At 62.5% G+C, this 15,023-nt stretch carries 11 protein-coding genes; 7 read left to right on the top strand and 4 right to left on the bottom strand.

Annotated elements, in window-relative coordinates; translation table 11 throughout:
• Positions 1–4 precede the first annotated feature (4 nt).
• Positions 5–1,420, bottom strand: coding sequence for an acetyl-CoA carboxylase biotin carboxylase subunit (locus MLD24_RS10150; protein WP_227171807.1), 1,416 nt, complete (start codon positions 1,418–1,420; stop codon positions 5–7).
• Positions 1,421–1,632: 212 nt separating this feature from the next.
• On the opposite strand from MLD24_RS10150, the gene MLD24_RS10155 reads away from it, so the two are divergent.
• On the top strand, positions 1,633–2,580 hold the full coding sequence (locus MLD24_RS10155) for a LysR family transcriptional regulator (protein WP_227171806.1): 948 nt from the start codon (positions 1,633–1,635) through the stop codon (positions 2,578–2,580).
• A 69-nt stretch (positions 2,581–2,649) separates the two neighbouring features.
• Here the strand turns inward: MLD24_RS10155 and gatB are convergent, their stop codons facing one another.
• The 3 genes from gatB to gatC are packed head-to-tail and all read right to left on the bottom strand — an operon-like array spanning position 2,650 to position 5,902.
• Positions 2,650–4,098, bottom strand: a complete 1,449-nt coding sequence (gene gatB, locus MLD24_RS10160; RefSeq protein ID WP_248166537.1) for an Asp-tRNA(Asn)/Glu-tRNA(Gln) amidotransferase subunit GatB — start codon at positions 4,096–4,098, stop codon at positions 2,650–2,652.
• Between the two features lie 26 nt (positions 4,099–4,124).
• Positions 4,125–5,570: an Asp-tRNA(Asn)/Glu-tRNA(Gln) amidotransferase subunit GatA gene (gene gatA / locus MLD24_RS10165; RefSeq protein ID WP_248166538.1), complete on the bottom strand. Its 1,446-nt coding sequence runs from the start codon at positions 5,568–5,570 to the stop codon at positions 4,125–4,127.
• 44 nt (positions 5,571–5,614) lie between these two features.
• Positions 5,615–5,902 carry an Asp-tRNA(Asn)/Glu-tRNA(Gln) amidotransferase subunit GatC gene (gene gatC / locus MLD24_RS10170; RefSeq protein ID WP_227171803.1) on the bottom strand — a complete coding sequence of 96 codons (288 nt, stop codon included), beginning with the start codon at positions 5,900–5,902 and terminating at the stop codon, positions 5,615–5,617.
• Positions 5,903–6,166: 264 nt separating this feature from the next.
• Here gatC and MLD24_RS10175 point away from each other — a divergent pair, with 264 nt between their 5' ends.
• The 6 genes from MLD24_RS10175 (at position 6,167) to MLD24_RS10200 (ending at position 14,975) form a co-directional block, all read left to right on the top strand.
• On the top strand, positions 6,167–7,207 hold the full coding sequence (locus MLD24_RS10175) for a rod shape-determining protein (protein ID WP_227176138.1): 1,041 nt from the start codon (positions 6,167–6,169) through the stop codon (positions 7,205–7,207).
• Between the two features lie 154 nt (positions 7,208–7,361).
• Complete coding sequence (gene mreC, locus MLD24_RS10180) at positions 7,362–8,243, top strand: rod shape-determining protein MreC (RefSeq protein ID WP_227176137.1); 882 nt, start codon at positions 7,362–7,364, stop codon at positions 8,241–8,243.
• On the top strand, positions 8,243–8,719 hold the full coding sequence (gene mreD / locus MLD24_RS10185; protein WP_227171802.1) for a rod shape-determining protein MreD: 477 nt from the start codon (positions 8,243–8,245) through the stop codon (positions 8,717–8,719). Before mreC ends, mreD begins: the two co-directional genes overlap by 1 nt.
• A 9-nt stretch (positions 8,720–8,728) precedes the next feature.
• The gene (locus tag MLD24_RS10190) at positions 8,729–9,334 is read left to right on the top strand and encodes a Maf family protein (RefSeq protein WP_248166540.1); all 606 of its coding nucleotides are present in this window, start codon (positions 8,729–8,731) and stop codon (positions 9,332–9,334) included.
• A gap of 68 nt (positions 9,335–9,402) precedes the next feature.
• A complete protein-coding gene (gene rng / locus MLD24_RS10195) occupies positions 9,403–10,881 on the top strand; it encodes a ribonuclease G (RefSeq protein WP_227171800.1) in 1,479 nt (492 codons plus the stop codon).
• Positions 10,882–10,910: 29 nt separating this feature from the next.
• The gene (locus MLD24_RS10200; protein ID WP_248166541.1) at positions 10,911–14,975 is read left to right on the top strand and encodes a YhdP family protein; all 4,065 of its coding nucleotides are present in this window, start codon (positions 10,911–10,913) and stop codon (positions 14,973–14,975) included.
• The last annotated feature ends 48 nt before the right edge of the window (positions 14,976–15,023 follow it).

A 15,023-nucleotide genomic window follows, 5' to 3' on the forward strand; every position in this document is an offset into this window, starting at 1 on the left:
CGAGTTACCAGCCGGCGTGGGCGGCGATGGTGGCAGCAATGGTCAGCGCAATTTCGGCCGGGTCGCGCTTGGTTGAATAGTTCAGCAGTTCCGGGTGGCTGGGCACGAAGCTGGTGTCGAAGGTGCCGCTGCGGAAATCCTCGTGGTCAAGGATCTGCTGGTAGTAGGTGGCCGTGGTCTTGATGCCGTGCAGGCGCATGTCATCGAGGGCCCGTTTGCCGCGGGCGATCACTTCTTCCCAGGTCAGCGCCCAGACCACCAGCTTCAGGCACATGGAATCGTAATAGGGCGGAATCTCATAGCCGGTGTAGATGGCGGTGTCGACCCGCACACCGGGGCCGCCCGGGGCGTAGTAGTGGGTGATCCGACCGAAGCTGGGCAGAAAGTCGTTCTTTGGGTCCTCGGCGTTGATGCGGAACTGCAGGGCGTAGCCGCGGAACTGGATATCCTCCTGGCGATAGCTCAGCGGCAGACCGGAGGCGATGCGGAGCTGTTCGCGGACCACGTCGACGCCGGTGATCGCCTCGGTGATGGTGTGCTCCACCTGCACCCGGGTGTTCATTTCCATGAAATAGACTTCGTTGCCGGTCAGCAGGAACTCCACGGTGCCGGCGTTCTCGTAGCCCACCGCCTTGGCGGCCTTGACTGCCAGGCCGCCGATGTACTGGCGTTGCTCCGGCGTCAGTTGTGGGCTGGGCGCAATCTCGATCAGCTTCTGGTTGCGACGCTGGATCGAGCAGTCGCGCTCAAACAGGTGAACCGCTTCGCCCTGGCTGTCGGCCAGCACCTGGACCTCAATATGGCGGGGGTTGACGATGCACTTTTCCATGAACACTTCGGCGGAGCCGAAGGCCTTGGTGGCCTCGGAAATGACCCGGGGGTACTGGGCTTTCAGTTCGTCGGGAGTGTCGCAGCGACGGATGCCGCGCCCGCCACCGCCGGAGGTGGCCTTGACCATCACCGGGTAGCCGATGTCGTTGGCCAGGGCGAGAGCGTCTTCCAGGCTGTCCAGGTTGCCTTCGGAGCCAGGAGTGATAGGGACGCCGGCAGCCCGCATGCTGTCCCGGGCCTGGGTCTTGTCCCCCATCTTGTGAATCACGCTGGACTTGGGGCCGATGAAGGTGACGCCCTTCTGCTCGCACAGCCGGGCGAACTCGGCGTTCTCGGACAGGAAGCCGTAACCCGGGTGGATGGCGTCGCAACCGGTCTCCACTGCCAGGTTGACGATGCGCGCCGGGTCCAGGTAGCCGGCCAATGGGTCTTCGCCAAGGGAATAGGATTCGTCTGCGCGTTTGACGTGAAGGCCGTAGCGGTCCGGCTCGGTGTAGATGGCCACCGAGCGAATGCCCATTTCGGCACAGGCCCGCACGATGCGGACGGCAATCTCGCCCCGGTTGGCAATCAAGACTTTCTTTAACATGGGAAATTCCTCTTCAGCATGGGAGGTTCCTCGTTTATTCATCCCCAATGAAGGTCGCCAGGTAAGGTTGCAGAGAGAGTAGCGGGGTAGATCCCTAACGAGAAATTGATATTATTTTGCTTATATATAAGTAATTCCTTATGGATGGAGGCTTTGCCCTTATTTGACGCTTTCAGTCCGTCGTGTGTTGAACCCAGCCCCGGAGGCCGATCATGCCCCTCAGTATCCAGAAACTCGCCAGCCGCCTGACCTTTCGCCAGCTGCAGGTGTTCAAGGCGGTCTACGAGCTGGAAAGCTACAGCCGCGCCGGCGAACTGCTGGGGCTGACCCAGCCGGCGGTGAGCAGCCAGGTGCGGCATCTGGAACAGGCGCTGGGGATGCCACTGTTCGAGTATGTCGGGCGGCGGCTTTACTGCACCGCGGCAGGGGAGGAGATGGCGGCCTGTGTCAGCTCGGTATTTGGAGAGCTGGAGCGGGTGCAGAACAGCCTGGCGGCGCTGCAGGGACGGGTGGCCGGCGAGCTGAAACTGGTAGCGGTGAACAGTGCCCAGTACGTGGTGCCGTACCTGTTGCGGGCGTTCCTGAATCTGAATCCAGAAGTGACGGTGTCGGTGACGGTGGTCAATCGTGCCGCCGCTCTGCAACGACTCAACGAGAACCGTGATGACCTGGTGATCATGGGCATGGTGCCCTCAGAGCGGCCGCTGGCGTCACTGCCGTTTCTCGACAACGAGCTGGTGCCGGTGGCGCCGGAGGGGCACCCGCTGTTGCGGCAGGCCTCGGTGAGCCCGCAGGAGTTCCTGGACAGCCAGCTGTTGGTGCGGGAATCCGGTTCCGGCAGTCGCCTGGCCATGGAGTTGCACTGCCAGCAACAGCGGTTGCGGGTTGATCCCAGCATGGAGCTGGGTTCCAACGATGCCCTCAAGCATGGCGTGATGGCCGGGCTGGGGGTGGCGGTGTTGCCGAAACTGAGCGTGTTGTCGGAGTTGGCGCTGGGGAGTTTGCAGGCGGTGCCGGTGGCGGGGTTTCCGTTACGTCGCAGCTGGTGCGTGGTGTATCCCCAGGCGCGCCACCCGACGCCGGCCATGAGGGCGTTCCTGGAATATATTCAGCAGAACATTCGCCAGTTCGAGCAGATGTTCCTGCGCCGTAGCGGGTAAGCTGCACCGCCTCATGCAGCGGCCCTTGTGGAGCACTGCATGAGGCGGAGAGGGAGGCAGAGGGGGCGATCAGTCCTCGAGTTTCTTTTTCAGAATCTCGGTGAACAGTTTCGGGTTACCCTGGCCCTTGGAAGCTTTCATCAGCGGGCCCATAAAGCCGCCCATCAGCTTCTTGCGCTTCTTGTCGTCGGCTTCGCGGTACTGCTGGATCTGGTCGGCCATGCCGGCCAGTACGTCGTCCACCAGCTTCTCCAGTTCACCGGTGTCGGACACCTGTTTCAGGCCCTTGGCCTCGATGATGGCATCGACGTTGTCACCGTCACCGCTCCACAGAGCCTCGAACACTTTCTTGGCGCCGGCGGAGGAGACCGAGTCATCCGCAATACGCACGATCAGGTTGCCCAGCTGGGCGCCGCTGATGGGGGCGTCATTGATGGCCTTGTCTTCCGCGTTCAGTCGTCCGGAGAATTCGCCCAGGGTCCAGTTGGCGGCCAGTTTGGCGTCTTTGCCATGCTCGGCAACCTCTTCGAAGAAGGCCGCCAGGCGGGCGTCGCCACTGAGCAGGCCGGCGTCGTAGTCGTTCAGGCCATACTGCTCTTTGAAGCGCGCCTTGCGAGCATCTGGCAGTTCCGGCAGGCGGCTGCGGCAGTCGTCGATGAAGCTGTCATCGATTTCCACCGGCAGCAGATCCGGGCAGGGGAAGTAGCGGTAATCATTGGCTTCTTCCTTGCTCCGCATGGAGCGGGATTCGTCCCGGTCGCCGTTGTAGAGGCGGGTCTCCTGGATGATCTCGCCGCCGTCTTCCAGGATGTCCATCTGCCGCTCAACTTCGTGGGCAATGGCTTGCTCCATAAAGCGGAACGAGTTCAGGTTCTTGGTTTCGGTGCGGGTGCCAAACGCTTCCTGGCCCTTGGGCCTGAGGGAAATGTTGACGTCGAACCGCATCGATCCCTGGGACATGTCGCCATCGCAGATGCCCAGCGAGGTGACCAGGCTATGCAGCTTCTTGGCGAAGGCCACTGCTTCCTCCGCACTGCGCATGTCCGGTTCGGTGACCACTTCGATCAGCGGTGTGCCGGCCCGGTTGAGGTCGATGCCGGACATGCCGTGGAAGTCCTCGTGCAGGGACTTGCCGGCGTCCTCTTCCAGGTGGGCGTGGTGGATGCGGATGGTCTTGCTGCTGCCGTCCGGCAGGTCGATTTCGACATGGCCGGGGCCGACAATTGGCTGTTCCAGTTGCGTGGTCTGGTAGCCTTTCGGCAGGTCCGGGTAGAAATAGTTTTTGCGCTCGAATACCGAGCGACGGCCAATCTCGGCGTCAATTGCCAGGCCGAACATCACCGCGTCGCGGAACGCGCCTTCGTTGGGCACCGGCAGGGTGCCCGGCATGGCCAGGTCAACGGCGTTGGCCTGGGTGTTGGGCTCGGCACCGTAGGCGGTGCTGGAGCCGGAAAAGATCTTGCTGTTGGTGGCGAGCTGAACGTGAATCTCCAGCCCGATTACGACATCCCATTGCATGGTGCTTGGTCTCCTGATTCGCCCGCTTATTCCGGTGTCCGCTGGTGCCAGTCGGTCACTTGCTGGTACTGGTGGGCTGCGTTCAGCAGCCGGGCTTCGGCAAAGTAGTCGCCAATGACCTGCAGGCCCACCGGCAGGCCATCGACAAACCCGGCCGGCAGTGACAGGGCGGGCAGACCGGCGAGGTTGACGGCGATGGTGAAAATGTCTTCCAGGTACATCTGGACCGGGTCGTTGGTCTTTTCACCCTTGACGAACGCCGGCGACGGGCAGGTCGGGCTCATCAGCACGTCCACCTCTTTGAGGGCGTTGACGAAATCCTGCTGGATCAGGCGGCGAACCTTCTGGGCCTTAAGGTAGTAGGCATCGAAATAGCCCGCCGACAGGGCGTAGGTGCCCACCATGATGCGGCGTTTGACTTCATCGCCAAAACCTTCCTCCCGGGTGCGGGTGTACAGGTCCATCAGGTCTTTGGGATCGTCGCAGCGGTAGCCGTAACGCACACCGTCGAACCGTGACAGGTTGGCGGAGGCTTCCGCCGGCGCGATCACGTAGTAGGCCGCTATGGCCAGGTTGGCATTGGGCAGTGACACTTCCTTGACGGTGGCGCCCAGCTTCTCGTACTCGGCAATGGCGTTGCGAACGGTCTGTTCCATGGCCGGGCTGAGCTGGTCGCTGAAGTATTCTTTCGGCAGACCGATTTTCAGGCCTTTCAGGGGCTCATTCAGGGTGGCGGTGTAGTCCGGCACCTCCCGGTCGATGGAGGTGGAGTCCTTGGCATCGAAGCCGGCCATGACGTTCAACATCAGCGCGTTGTCTTCCGCAGTGCGGGCCATGGTGCCGCCCTGATCAAGGCTGGAGGCGAAGGCGATCATGCCGTAGCGGGATACCCGGCCGTAGGTCGGTTTCAGCCCGGTAATGCCGCACAGGGCCGCCGGTTGGCGGATCGAGCCGCCGGTGTCGGTGGCGGTGGCAGCCGGCGTCAGTCGGGCCGCTACTGCGGCTGCAGAGCCGCCGGAGGAGCCGCCAGGGACGCGATTGCTGCCCCAGGGGTTGGTGGCCGCACCGAAGTAGCTGGATTCGTTCGACGAGCCCATGGCGAACTCGTCCATATTGGTTTTGCCCAGACACACCGCGCCGGCCTGGCGGAAATTGGCGGTGACGGTGGCATCGTAGGGCGGCACAAAGTTCTCCAGCATCTTGGAGCCGCAGGTGGTGCGAACGCCGTTGGTGCAGAAGATGTCCTTGTGGGCGAAGGGCACCCCGGTCCAGGGTGTGGCTTTGCCCTGGCTGCGCAGCTCGTCGGCCTGACGGGCATCGGCAAGGGCGTTTTCTTCGCAAACGGTAATAAAGCTGTTGTACTGGCTGTCCTGCTGCTGGATGCGGTCGAGGAAGTGTTGGGTCAACTCGACGCTGGAGACTTCGCCGGACGCCAGAGCGCGGGAGAGTTCGGCTACGGATTTGTTATGCATCGCGGATTCCTGCGGATGGTTCCTGGGATGGGATCAAGCGGGGCTCAGTCAATGACCTTGGGCACCAGGTAAAGCCCGGCTTCGGTTGCCGGAGCGATGGCCTGGTAGGCCTCACGCTGGTTGGTTTCGGTCACTTCGTCAGCGCGCAGCCGCTGGACCGCATCCAGCGGGTGGGCCATGGGGGCGGTATTGCTGGTGTCGGCGGCCTGAAGCTGGTCCACCAGGTCAAGGATATTGCCGAGATCCTGTTCCAGTTCGGCGACCTGCTGATCGTTGACCCGAATCCGGGCCAGCAGGGCGACTTTCTCAATATCGTCGCGGGAAATGCTCACAAGGTGTCTCCCAGTATCATGAAATGTCTGTAAGGTCCGGTGATTGGGCGCATTTTTCAGGAACGGCGACCGTCCGGCGACTGGCCTGCGCGCGCCCGCCAAAACAAAGGGGCTATGTTAACAGATTCGCTGTAACGCGCGAGGGTGGATTGGCGTCCACACCGCGCCGCAGGCCTTATCGTGCCTTGCCTGAGTGGGGGGGCGCTGCTAAAGTTGCCGCATCATTTCCGCGACTGCACTTCTCAGGTTGAAATTACACGAATGTTGATCAAAAAAATCCGAGGTCTATTTTCCAGCGATCTGTCCATCGACCTGGGCACCGCCAACACGCTGATTTACGTACGGGATCGCGGCATAGTCCTGGATGAGCCCTCTGTGGTTGCCATACGTATCAATGGCGCCCAGAAGATGGTGGCGGCGGTCGGTACCGAGGCCAAGCGGATGCTGGGGCGTACTCCCGGCAACATCACTGCGATTCGTCCGATGAAAGACGGTGTTATCGCCGACTTCGTAGTCACCGAGAAGATGCTGCAGCACTTTATCCACAAAGTGCACGAGAACAGCTTTATCACCCCGAGCCCGCGGGTACTGGTGTGTGTCCCCAGCAAGTCCACTCAGGTGGAGCGCAAGGCCATCCGTGAGTCGGCACTGGGTGCGGGTGCCCGGGAAGTGTTCCTGATTGAGGAACCCATGGCGGCCGCCATCGGTGCCGGGCTGCCGGTGGAAGAAGCCAGCGGTTCGATGATCGTTGACGTTGGCGGCGGTACCACAGAAATCGCCATCATCTCCCTGAACGGCATTGTCTACGCCGAGTCCGTGCGGGTTGGCGGTGACAAATTCGACGAAGCCATCGTTACCTATGTTCGCCGCAACTATGGCAGCCTCATCGGTGACACCACCGCCGAACGCATCAAGCACGAGATTGGCTGTGCCTATGAGGGCCTGGACATCCGTGAGATCGACGTCCGCGGCCGCAACCTCGCCGAAGGTGTGCCCCGCGCGTTCACCCTCAACAGCGAAGAGATCCTCGACGCCCTGCAGGAATCCCTGGCACAGATCGTCCAGACCGTGAAGAGCGCGCTGGAACAGTCGCCCCCCGAACTGGCCTCGGACATTGCCGAGCGCGGTATCGTTCTCACCGGCGGTGGCGCGCTGCTGCGTGGCCTCGACAAACTGATCAGTGAAGAAACCGGTCTGCCGGTGATTGTGGCGGAAGACCCGCTTACCTGTGTCGCCCGAGGTGGCGGTAAAGCCCTGGAAGTGATTGATCGCAGCGGAATCGGAATGTTCTCCCAGGAGGGCTGATTCGTGCACTGGATCAGCCCCCGCCATGCTGACTGGCTCCATCGACCGCCGCTTGTGCCCTGGCACGGCGGCGGTCGTCGTTTGTGTGTGTTAAGGCCTCGTAGCCTGGCGCACGGGGGGCCGATCCATTAAAACCATCTTCGTTGAAGGGCCGATTCCCGGCTTCCGCCTCCTGCTGGTGGTATTGCTGTCGGTCGGGCTGTTTGTCGCCGAGGCCCGTTTTGAGCGGGTGGAGCAGGTGCGCAGCACCATCGCCACCGGTCTGGCGCCGGTCTATTGGTTGGGCAATGCCCCCTCCCAGTTCCAGGACTGGGTGGCCGGTCTGATGACCACCCGGGAAGACCTGCTGGAAGAGAACGATGCCCTCAAGGCCAGGTTGCTGATCCTGGAGCGCCGGGCACTGAAGTACGCTGCGCTGGCGGCAGAAAACAACGAGCTGCGGCAGTTGATGAACTCCTCTGAGTTGCTGGACGATCGGGTGGTGGTGGCCGAGATTGTCAGCGTTTCCCCCGACCCGTTTTCCCATGAAGTGGTGATCAACAAAGGCAGCCGTGATGGCCTGAGCGCCGGCCAGGCCATTCTGGATGCCCACGGCCTGATGGGGCAGGTGGTGCAGACCAGCAGCTTTACCTCGCGGGTCCTGCTGATTTCTGATAGTAGCCACGCGGTTCCGGTGGAAGTGGTGCGCAATGGCCTGCGGGCGATCCTGCTGGGCAATGGCGATATCGATGCCCTGGAGCTGGTGCATGTGCCGGATACTGCCGATGTACGGGAGGGCGACCTGTTGGTGAGCTCGGGTCTGGGCGGACGTTTCCCCAAGGGCTATCCGGTAGCGGAAGTCAGTGGCATTCACAAGGACCCGGGCGAGCCGTTCGTGCAGATTGATGCCCGCCCCAAAGCCGAACTCAGCCGCAGTGAGATGGTGTTGGTGGTGTTCAGTGAGCGCCAGGACCTGGACCTGCCCGCGTCCGGCATTGCGCCAGTGGATGCGTCGTCCGGAGCGGCTGGAAATGACACCGCAGGAGGGGAAGGCTGATGCTGTCGGTGATCAGTTATCCGGTGTTTGGTATCAGCATTCTGATGGGGCTGGTGCTCAGTATCTCACTGTTCCCGCTGGGATGGTTTGAGTTTCGGCCGGAATGGATTGGTTTGCTGGTGTTCTACTGGACGTTCCGGGCGCCGGCGCAGTTCGGCATCCTGCTGGCGTGGATTCTGGGGCTGCTGCTGGATGTGCTGGAGGCGACGCCGCTGGGGGTGAATGCCCTGGCCATGGCGCTGGTCGCTTTTCTGGTGCTGACCATCCACCAGCGCCTGCGTATGTTCCCCATGCTGCAGCAATGTGTCATGGTATTTCTCTTGTTGGGCATCAATCAGATGCTGGTGCACTTCATCAAGCAGACATTGGGAGCCGAAGACGCCGGGTTCAGTTACCTGTGGCCGGCGCTGACCAGCGCCATTCTCTGGCCTCCTCTGTGTGTACTGCTGGATGGACTCAATCGAAAACTGGGATAGGAAGTTCCCGTGCCGTCACTTGTTCTTGCTTCGGCCTCTCCCCGTCGTGCCGAACTGTTGAGCCAGATGGGGCTGACTTTCACCGTCAGCCCGGCCAACATTGATGAAACCCCCAAACCTGGCGAACAGCCGGATCATTACGTTCTGCGGATGGCCGAAGAGAAGGCCCTGGCCGGCTGGCGGGCCGATGGCCACGACGGCGTGATGGTGCTGGGGTCGGACACCTCGGTGGTGCGGGCAGGCCGCATCCTTGGCAAGCCCGCGTCCGCGGCCGAAGCCGGTGCCATGCTGCGAGGCCTGTCCGGCCAGCATCACCAGGTGATGACGGCGGTGGCACTGGTAAACGGTGGTCGCTGTCAGTCCCGGCTGGTGATGACGGATGTGGCTTTCCGTCCGCTACTGGAGGCGGAGATTGAAGCCTACGTCGCCAGCGGCGAGCCCATGGACAAGGCTGGAGGCTATGGTATCCAGGGTCTGGGCGGCGTGTTTGTCGACCAGATCCGGGGCAGCTACAGCGCGGTGGTTGGCCTGCCGCTGAAGGAAACCGCCGAGCTGCTGGCCGAGGCCGGTCAACCGGTCTGGCAGGCCTGGAGTGGCAGCGGTCGAGACGCATAATAACGAAAACAGCCGGTGCGACGGGCGGTTGCAGAGAACGTCCGGCGTGCCCAGCGTGGAGAGTCCCCATGAGTGAAGAAATCCTGATCAACGTCACGCCAGTGGAAACGCGGGTGGCGCTGGTCGAAAACGGTATGCTGCAGGAAGCCTACATCGAGCGCACCAGTCGCAAGGGGATCGTGGGCAATATCTACCGTGGCAAGGTGGTGCGGGTGCTGCCGGGCATGGAGGCGGCGTTTGTCGACATCGGGCTGGAGCGCGCCGCGTTCATTCATGCATCCGACGTGGTCAACGACCAGTCCAGTGATGATGGCGTCGATTCGCCAAAAACCGTGCCGGACATCCGCTCACTGCTGCGGGAAGGCCAGTCGCTGGTGGTTCAGGTCACCAAGGACCCGATCGGCACCAAAGGTGCCCGTCTGACCACCCAGCTCTCCATCCCCTCCCGCTATCTGGTGTTCATGCCCGGCGTCAGTCACATCGGTATCTCCCAGCGCATCGAGGATGATGCTGAACGGGGGCGATTGAAGGCGATCATCGAAGAAGGCGCCACCGAACAGGGGGAGCTGCAGGGCGGTTACATCATCCGTACAGCGGCGGAGTCCGCGTCCAGTGAAGACCTGCTGGGAGACATGCGCTACCTGCACCGGCTCAACCAGTCGATCCACGAGCGCATCAGCAAGGTTCAGGCGCCGGCGGTGGTGTACCAGGACCTGCCGCTGTTTATCCGCACCATTCGTGATCTGATCCGTCCGCAGACCGAGAAAGTCCGCATCGACAGCCGCGAAAGCTACCAGCGGGTGATCGAGTTCGTCGATGAGTTCGTGACCGAGTTCGCCAACAAGGTGGAGTATTACCCTGGCGAGCGTCCGATCTTCGACCTCTACAGCGTCGAGGATGAGATCCAGAAGGCACTCAGCCGCAAGGTCCAGCTCAAGTCCGGGGGCTACGTCATCATCGACCAGACCGAAGCGATGACCACCATCGACATCAACACCGGGGCGTTCGTTGGTCACCGCAACCTTGAAGAGACCATCTTCAAGACCAACCTGGAAGCGGCGCGCGCCATCAGTCGTCAACTGCGGCTGCGCAACCTTGGTGGCATCATCATTATCGATTTCATCGACATGGAAGACTCGGAGCACCAGCGCCAGGTCCATCGGATGCTCGAGAAGATGCTGGAGCGGGATCACGCCAAGACCAAGATTACCGGAGTGTCCGAACTGGGACTGGTGGAGATGACTCGCAAACGCACCACCGAGAGCCTGGGGCAGGTGCTGTGTGAGCCGTGCCCGATCTGCGACGGCCGTGGCTTTCTCAAGACCCCCGAAACCGTGTGCTACGAGGTGTTTCGGGAGATTCTCCGGGTCAATCGGGCCTATGAGGCCGAAAGCTATCTGGTGATGGCCTCCCAGGCGGTGGTGGATCGACTGCTGGATGAGGAGTCCGACAACGTGGCTGACCTGGAGACGTTTATCAGCAAGAGCATCCGGTTCCAGGTTGAGCCTTTTTACAGCCAGGAACAGTACGATGTGGTGCTGCTGTGATGTTGGCGTCCTGAGGTCTGTCGGTTGTTATGGCCCGGCGAGATGACAGCACCGAATCTGTGAGTTTCCTGTCCCGGCTGTTGCAGCGGCTGAGTAGCCTCGTTGGCTGGCTGTTGGTGGCTGTACTGGTGCTGCTGGCGCTTTATGCCGCCATTGGCCGCCAGCTGGTGCAGAACATCGGCGAGTTCCGCTCCCAATTGGAGGCGGAGTTGTCCGAGGCTGTGGGCTATCCGGTCACCATCGGTGAGCTGGAGGGGCGCTGGCGGCTGCTGGACCCGGTACTGGAAGCCCGTGAGCTGGCCCTGGCTGCGCCGAACGCCGCTGATGCACCTCTGGTTCGACTCGACAGCCTGCGTATCCGCCTCGACACCCTCAGCTCGTTGTGGCGGTTAAGGGTGGTGTTCGAGGAGTTCGAGGCGGATCGGCTGGACCTGACCCTGGCCCAGGCCTCGTCCGGCCGGCTGCACCTGGATGGCCTGCCGGACGCGACCGTGGAGGACGACGTCCGGGTTCCCATTCCCGCTGATGCTCTGACCAGCGGCAGTCAGGACTGGCTGCCAGTGCTGGGGCGCTGGCTGTCGGACCCCGCGATCCGGGTGACCCGTGTCAATCTAGGGCTGCGTACCGCGGATCAGCCGGTTCGCCACATCGAAATACCGCAGCTTGACCTGACCTACCACGCCGGTCTGTTCTCCGCCACTGGCCGTGCCATGCGGCTGGGTACCACCCACCAGCTTGCCAGTTTCAATCTGCTGGGCCGGCATTTCTTTCGCGGGGATTTTACCGGCCAGCTTTACGTTGATGTGAATTCCGGCCGACTGTTCGATTCCCTGGTCAGTCGTTACCGCTGGCGAGGGCTGGGGGTTGAGGGTTTTGACGCGGGCGGCCAGGCCTGGCTGACCTTTCGGGATGGCACGCTGGAGCAGCTGAACGGGCGGTTACAGGTGCCATTTCTGCAGCTGCGGGCCCAGGAAGAGTCGATGGCGCCGGTGGAGAACCTGTCGCTGGCCTTTGGCTGGCGGGGCACTGTGGTTCCCGGCCAGGACAGTCTGCTCAGTGGTGAACTGCATCTGCAGGATGTGCGCTGGGACTGGTTGGGGGAAACCGTCTCCGGGTTCAATCTCCGGCTCAAGCGTCGGGATGGCGAGCTGTCGCTGCAGGGGCAGGGGGTACCGGTGGGTCCGCTGGCCCGATTCAGTGCCGGTATCGGGCTGTTGCCGGTGGAGGCGTCCCATGCGCTGGAGAACTACCGGCCGACCGGGTTCCTGGATGATGTGTCGATGCGCTTGCCGCTGGCGGACGGTGCCGCCGAATTTACGCTCCAGGCGCAGTTGCGGCAGGTTGCCGTGCAGCCGTTTGATGGCGCGCCGGCGCTTGCCGGCGTCAACGGCCAGTTGCAGGTTGGCCGTGACTGGGGCCGGGTAGTGCTGGCGTCGGACGACCTGGAACTGGGGTTTCCGGAGTTGTTCCTTGATCGCTGGTCGTTCACCGATGCCCGGGCGGAGGTTGCCTGGCAGCTGGATGGACCCTTGACCCGGGTCTGGTCCGAGGGGTTGTCGCTGCGCTACGGCGAGCCGACGACGCCGCCCGGGAGGCAGACTGAGCTGGAAGGTGCCTTCGATCTTCGTCTCGACCAGGAGGGCGAAGATAACCTTGGGTTGCGGGTAGCGGTTCGTGAGGGCACGGCGGACATGCTGCCGGAATTCGTTCCCGCCAGGGTGATTGATGCTGAGCTGTATCAATGGCTTGCGACCGCCATTCCCGAAGCGCGGATAGAAGAAGGGGTGTTTTATGGCCATGGCACCGTCAGTTCCGGCGCGCCTGATTACTCTTTTACGTCCTCCATGTACTACCGCTTCAGCGATGCCCGTGTTCGCTATGACAGCCGTTGGCCTGAGGTCACCGGTGTCAGTGGCTGGGTCCAGGTGCACGATGATCGCGCCACGGTGGCGGTCGATCGCGCCCGCAGCGGGGGGCTGGCGCTGGAACCCAGTCGGGTGGAGCTGGTGCCGGACGGCGATGAACTGGTGCTGGAGGTCAGCACCGCAGCCGATGTGACTGCCCCGCATATTCGTCACTGGCTTGCCAACAGCCCCTTGGGAGAGCTGGCCGGAGAGGCGCCAGACGCTATTGAGGTGGCCGGGGACTACCACTTGGATCTGGATTTGACGTTGCCGTTGACCGGGCCAGGTGAGCCGCAGGTGAACGCCCGGGTGCAAACTGGTAACGGTGAGGTAGCCCACCCGGACAGTGGTCTGGTTTGGCAGCAGTTGCGCGGTGATGTCACCTACCGAACCGGAGAAGGCATTGTCGGGGAACCGTTTTTGGCAGACCTCAATGGCATGCCGGTGACGGTCGGCCTGGAGTACCGCGAGGCGGATGACGCGCTGGTGGTGAGTCAGAGTGGTTCCCTCTCGGTCACCGAGCTGTCGGGTTTGCTGGAGCTGCCCGCAAGCCTGGACACCGGCCTGGCCGGCCGTTTCAACTACACGGCGAGATTGAATCTGGCGTCGGACGCCGCGCCCGGCGTGTCGCTCTACTCCAGTCTGATCGGGCTGGCGTCAGACTGGCCCATGCCCCTGGGCAAGACCAGCGATGTCATGGCGCCCCTGCAGGCGATGCTGGACTGGACGCCGGAGGGTCGTCTGCAACTTGCCGGGGTGTGGCAGGACCGGCTGGCGTTCCGGCTGGCCTGGCAGGATGGCGAGTTCGACCGTGGTCAGCTGGCCATGGGGTCGGAACAGGCAGAGCTGCCCCCGGGTGAGGGGATTGAGGTGGTGGGCCGGGTTGAGGAAGTGCCGATAGACGCCTGGGTCGATCGGGTGGAGCGCCTGACCAGCTCACTCTCACCCTCACCCCCACCCTCTGACTTTGACCCGGAGCTGGTTGGGCCACCGAGACCGGAGATGGCGCCGGCAACCGCAGGTACGGCGCCATCGGCCACGGTGCCGGCAGACACCAATGCGTTGATTGAACGCTGGCTTTACGGCATCCAGTTATCCGTGGGGCAACTGAGGGTATTGGGTCAGGCGTTTCCGGAACTGGATGTGGCCGCCACCTTCAGCGATGGCGTGTGGTCTATCGATACCCGCTCTGATCGGGCTGTCGGTGAACTGCGACTGCCCATGGACAAGCAGCAGACCGTCTCGGTGCGCTTTCCCTACCTGCGTCTGGCCAGCCCGGAGGAAGAGACCATTGCCGCCATTCCTGCGCCACTGACGTCGGCCGAACAGGTGGATGCCTTCCGCGCCATGGCCATGGAAGGATGGCCGAACATCAGCGTGGTGATCGATGAGCTGGCGATGGACAATCGCTCGCTGGGGCGCTGGTCGTTCCTGCTGGTGCCCGATGCCAAGGCCGTACATGTGCAGTCGCTGTCGGGCGTGCTGGGATCGCTGTCGTTCGATGGCGATCTCTACTGGGACATTCACGACGGTCGCCAGTTGACCCGGCTGCAGGGGGACCTTCACGGTCAGGATCTGGGGGATCTGGCGCAGATGATGGGCTCGGAAGCACCGCTGAGAAACGAGCAGACCCAGTTGGTGCTGAACCTGGAGTGGCCGGGGCGTCCGGATGAGTTCACCCTGACCCGGCTGGATGGTGAGGTCAGTGTGCGGCTGGATGAAGGGGTGATCCTGGAGCGCAACAACACCGCGTTGCTGTTCCGGCTGTTCAATGTGCTCAATGCCGACACCCTCTGGCGCCGCCTGAAGCTGGATTTTTCCGACCTGTATGAGCGTGGCGTGGCGTTCGATGCAATCTCCGGCACCGCCGAACTGTCCGACGGCACCCTGAGCTGGGCGCCGGAGCTGCAGATTGTCGGGCCGTCGGGTGCCTTCAAACTGTCTGGCTCCACCGACCTGGTCACTGAGACCCTGGACATGCGCATGGTGGTTGTGCTGCCCTTGACCCAGAACCTGCCTCTGGCGGCCCTGCTGCTGGGGGCGGCACCTCCCATCGGTGGGGCCCTGTTTGTCCTCGACAAGGTGTTGGGAGATCCGTTGAGCCGATTGACCAGCGCCACCTACACGGTGCGGGGGCGCTGGGACAATCCGGTGGTGGAACTGCGCAACGTCTTCGATACTGGTGACTGATCAGAGGTTCCCGAAAGGCCTGGTCTGAAGAGAAGAGAGGCACACCGA

Source organism: Marinobacter xestospongiae, assembly GCF_023156385.1.
GTDB lineage: Bacteria > Pseudomonadota > Gammaproteobacteria > Pseudomonadales > Oleiphilaceae > Marinobacter > Marinobacter xestospongiae.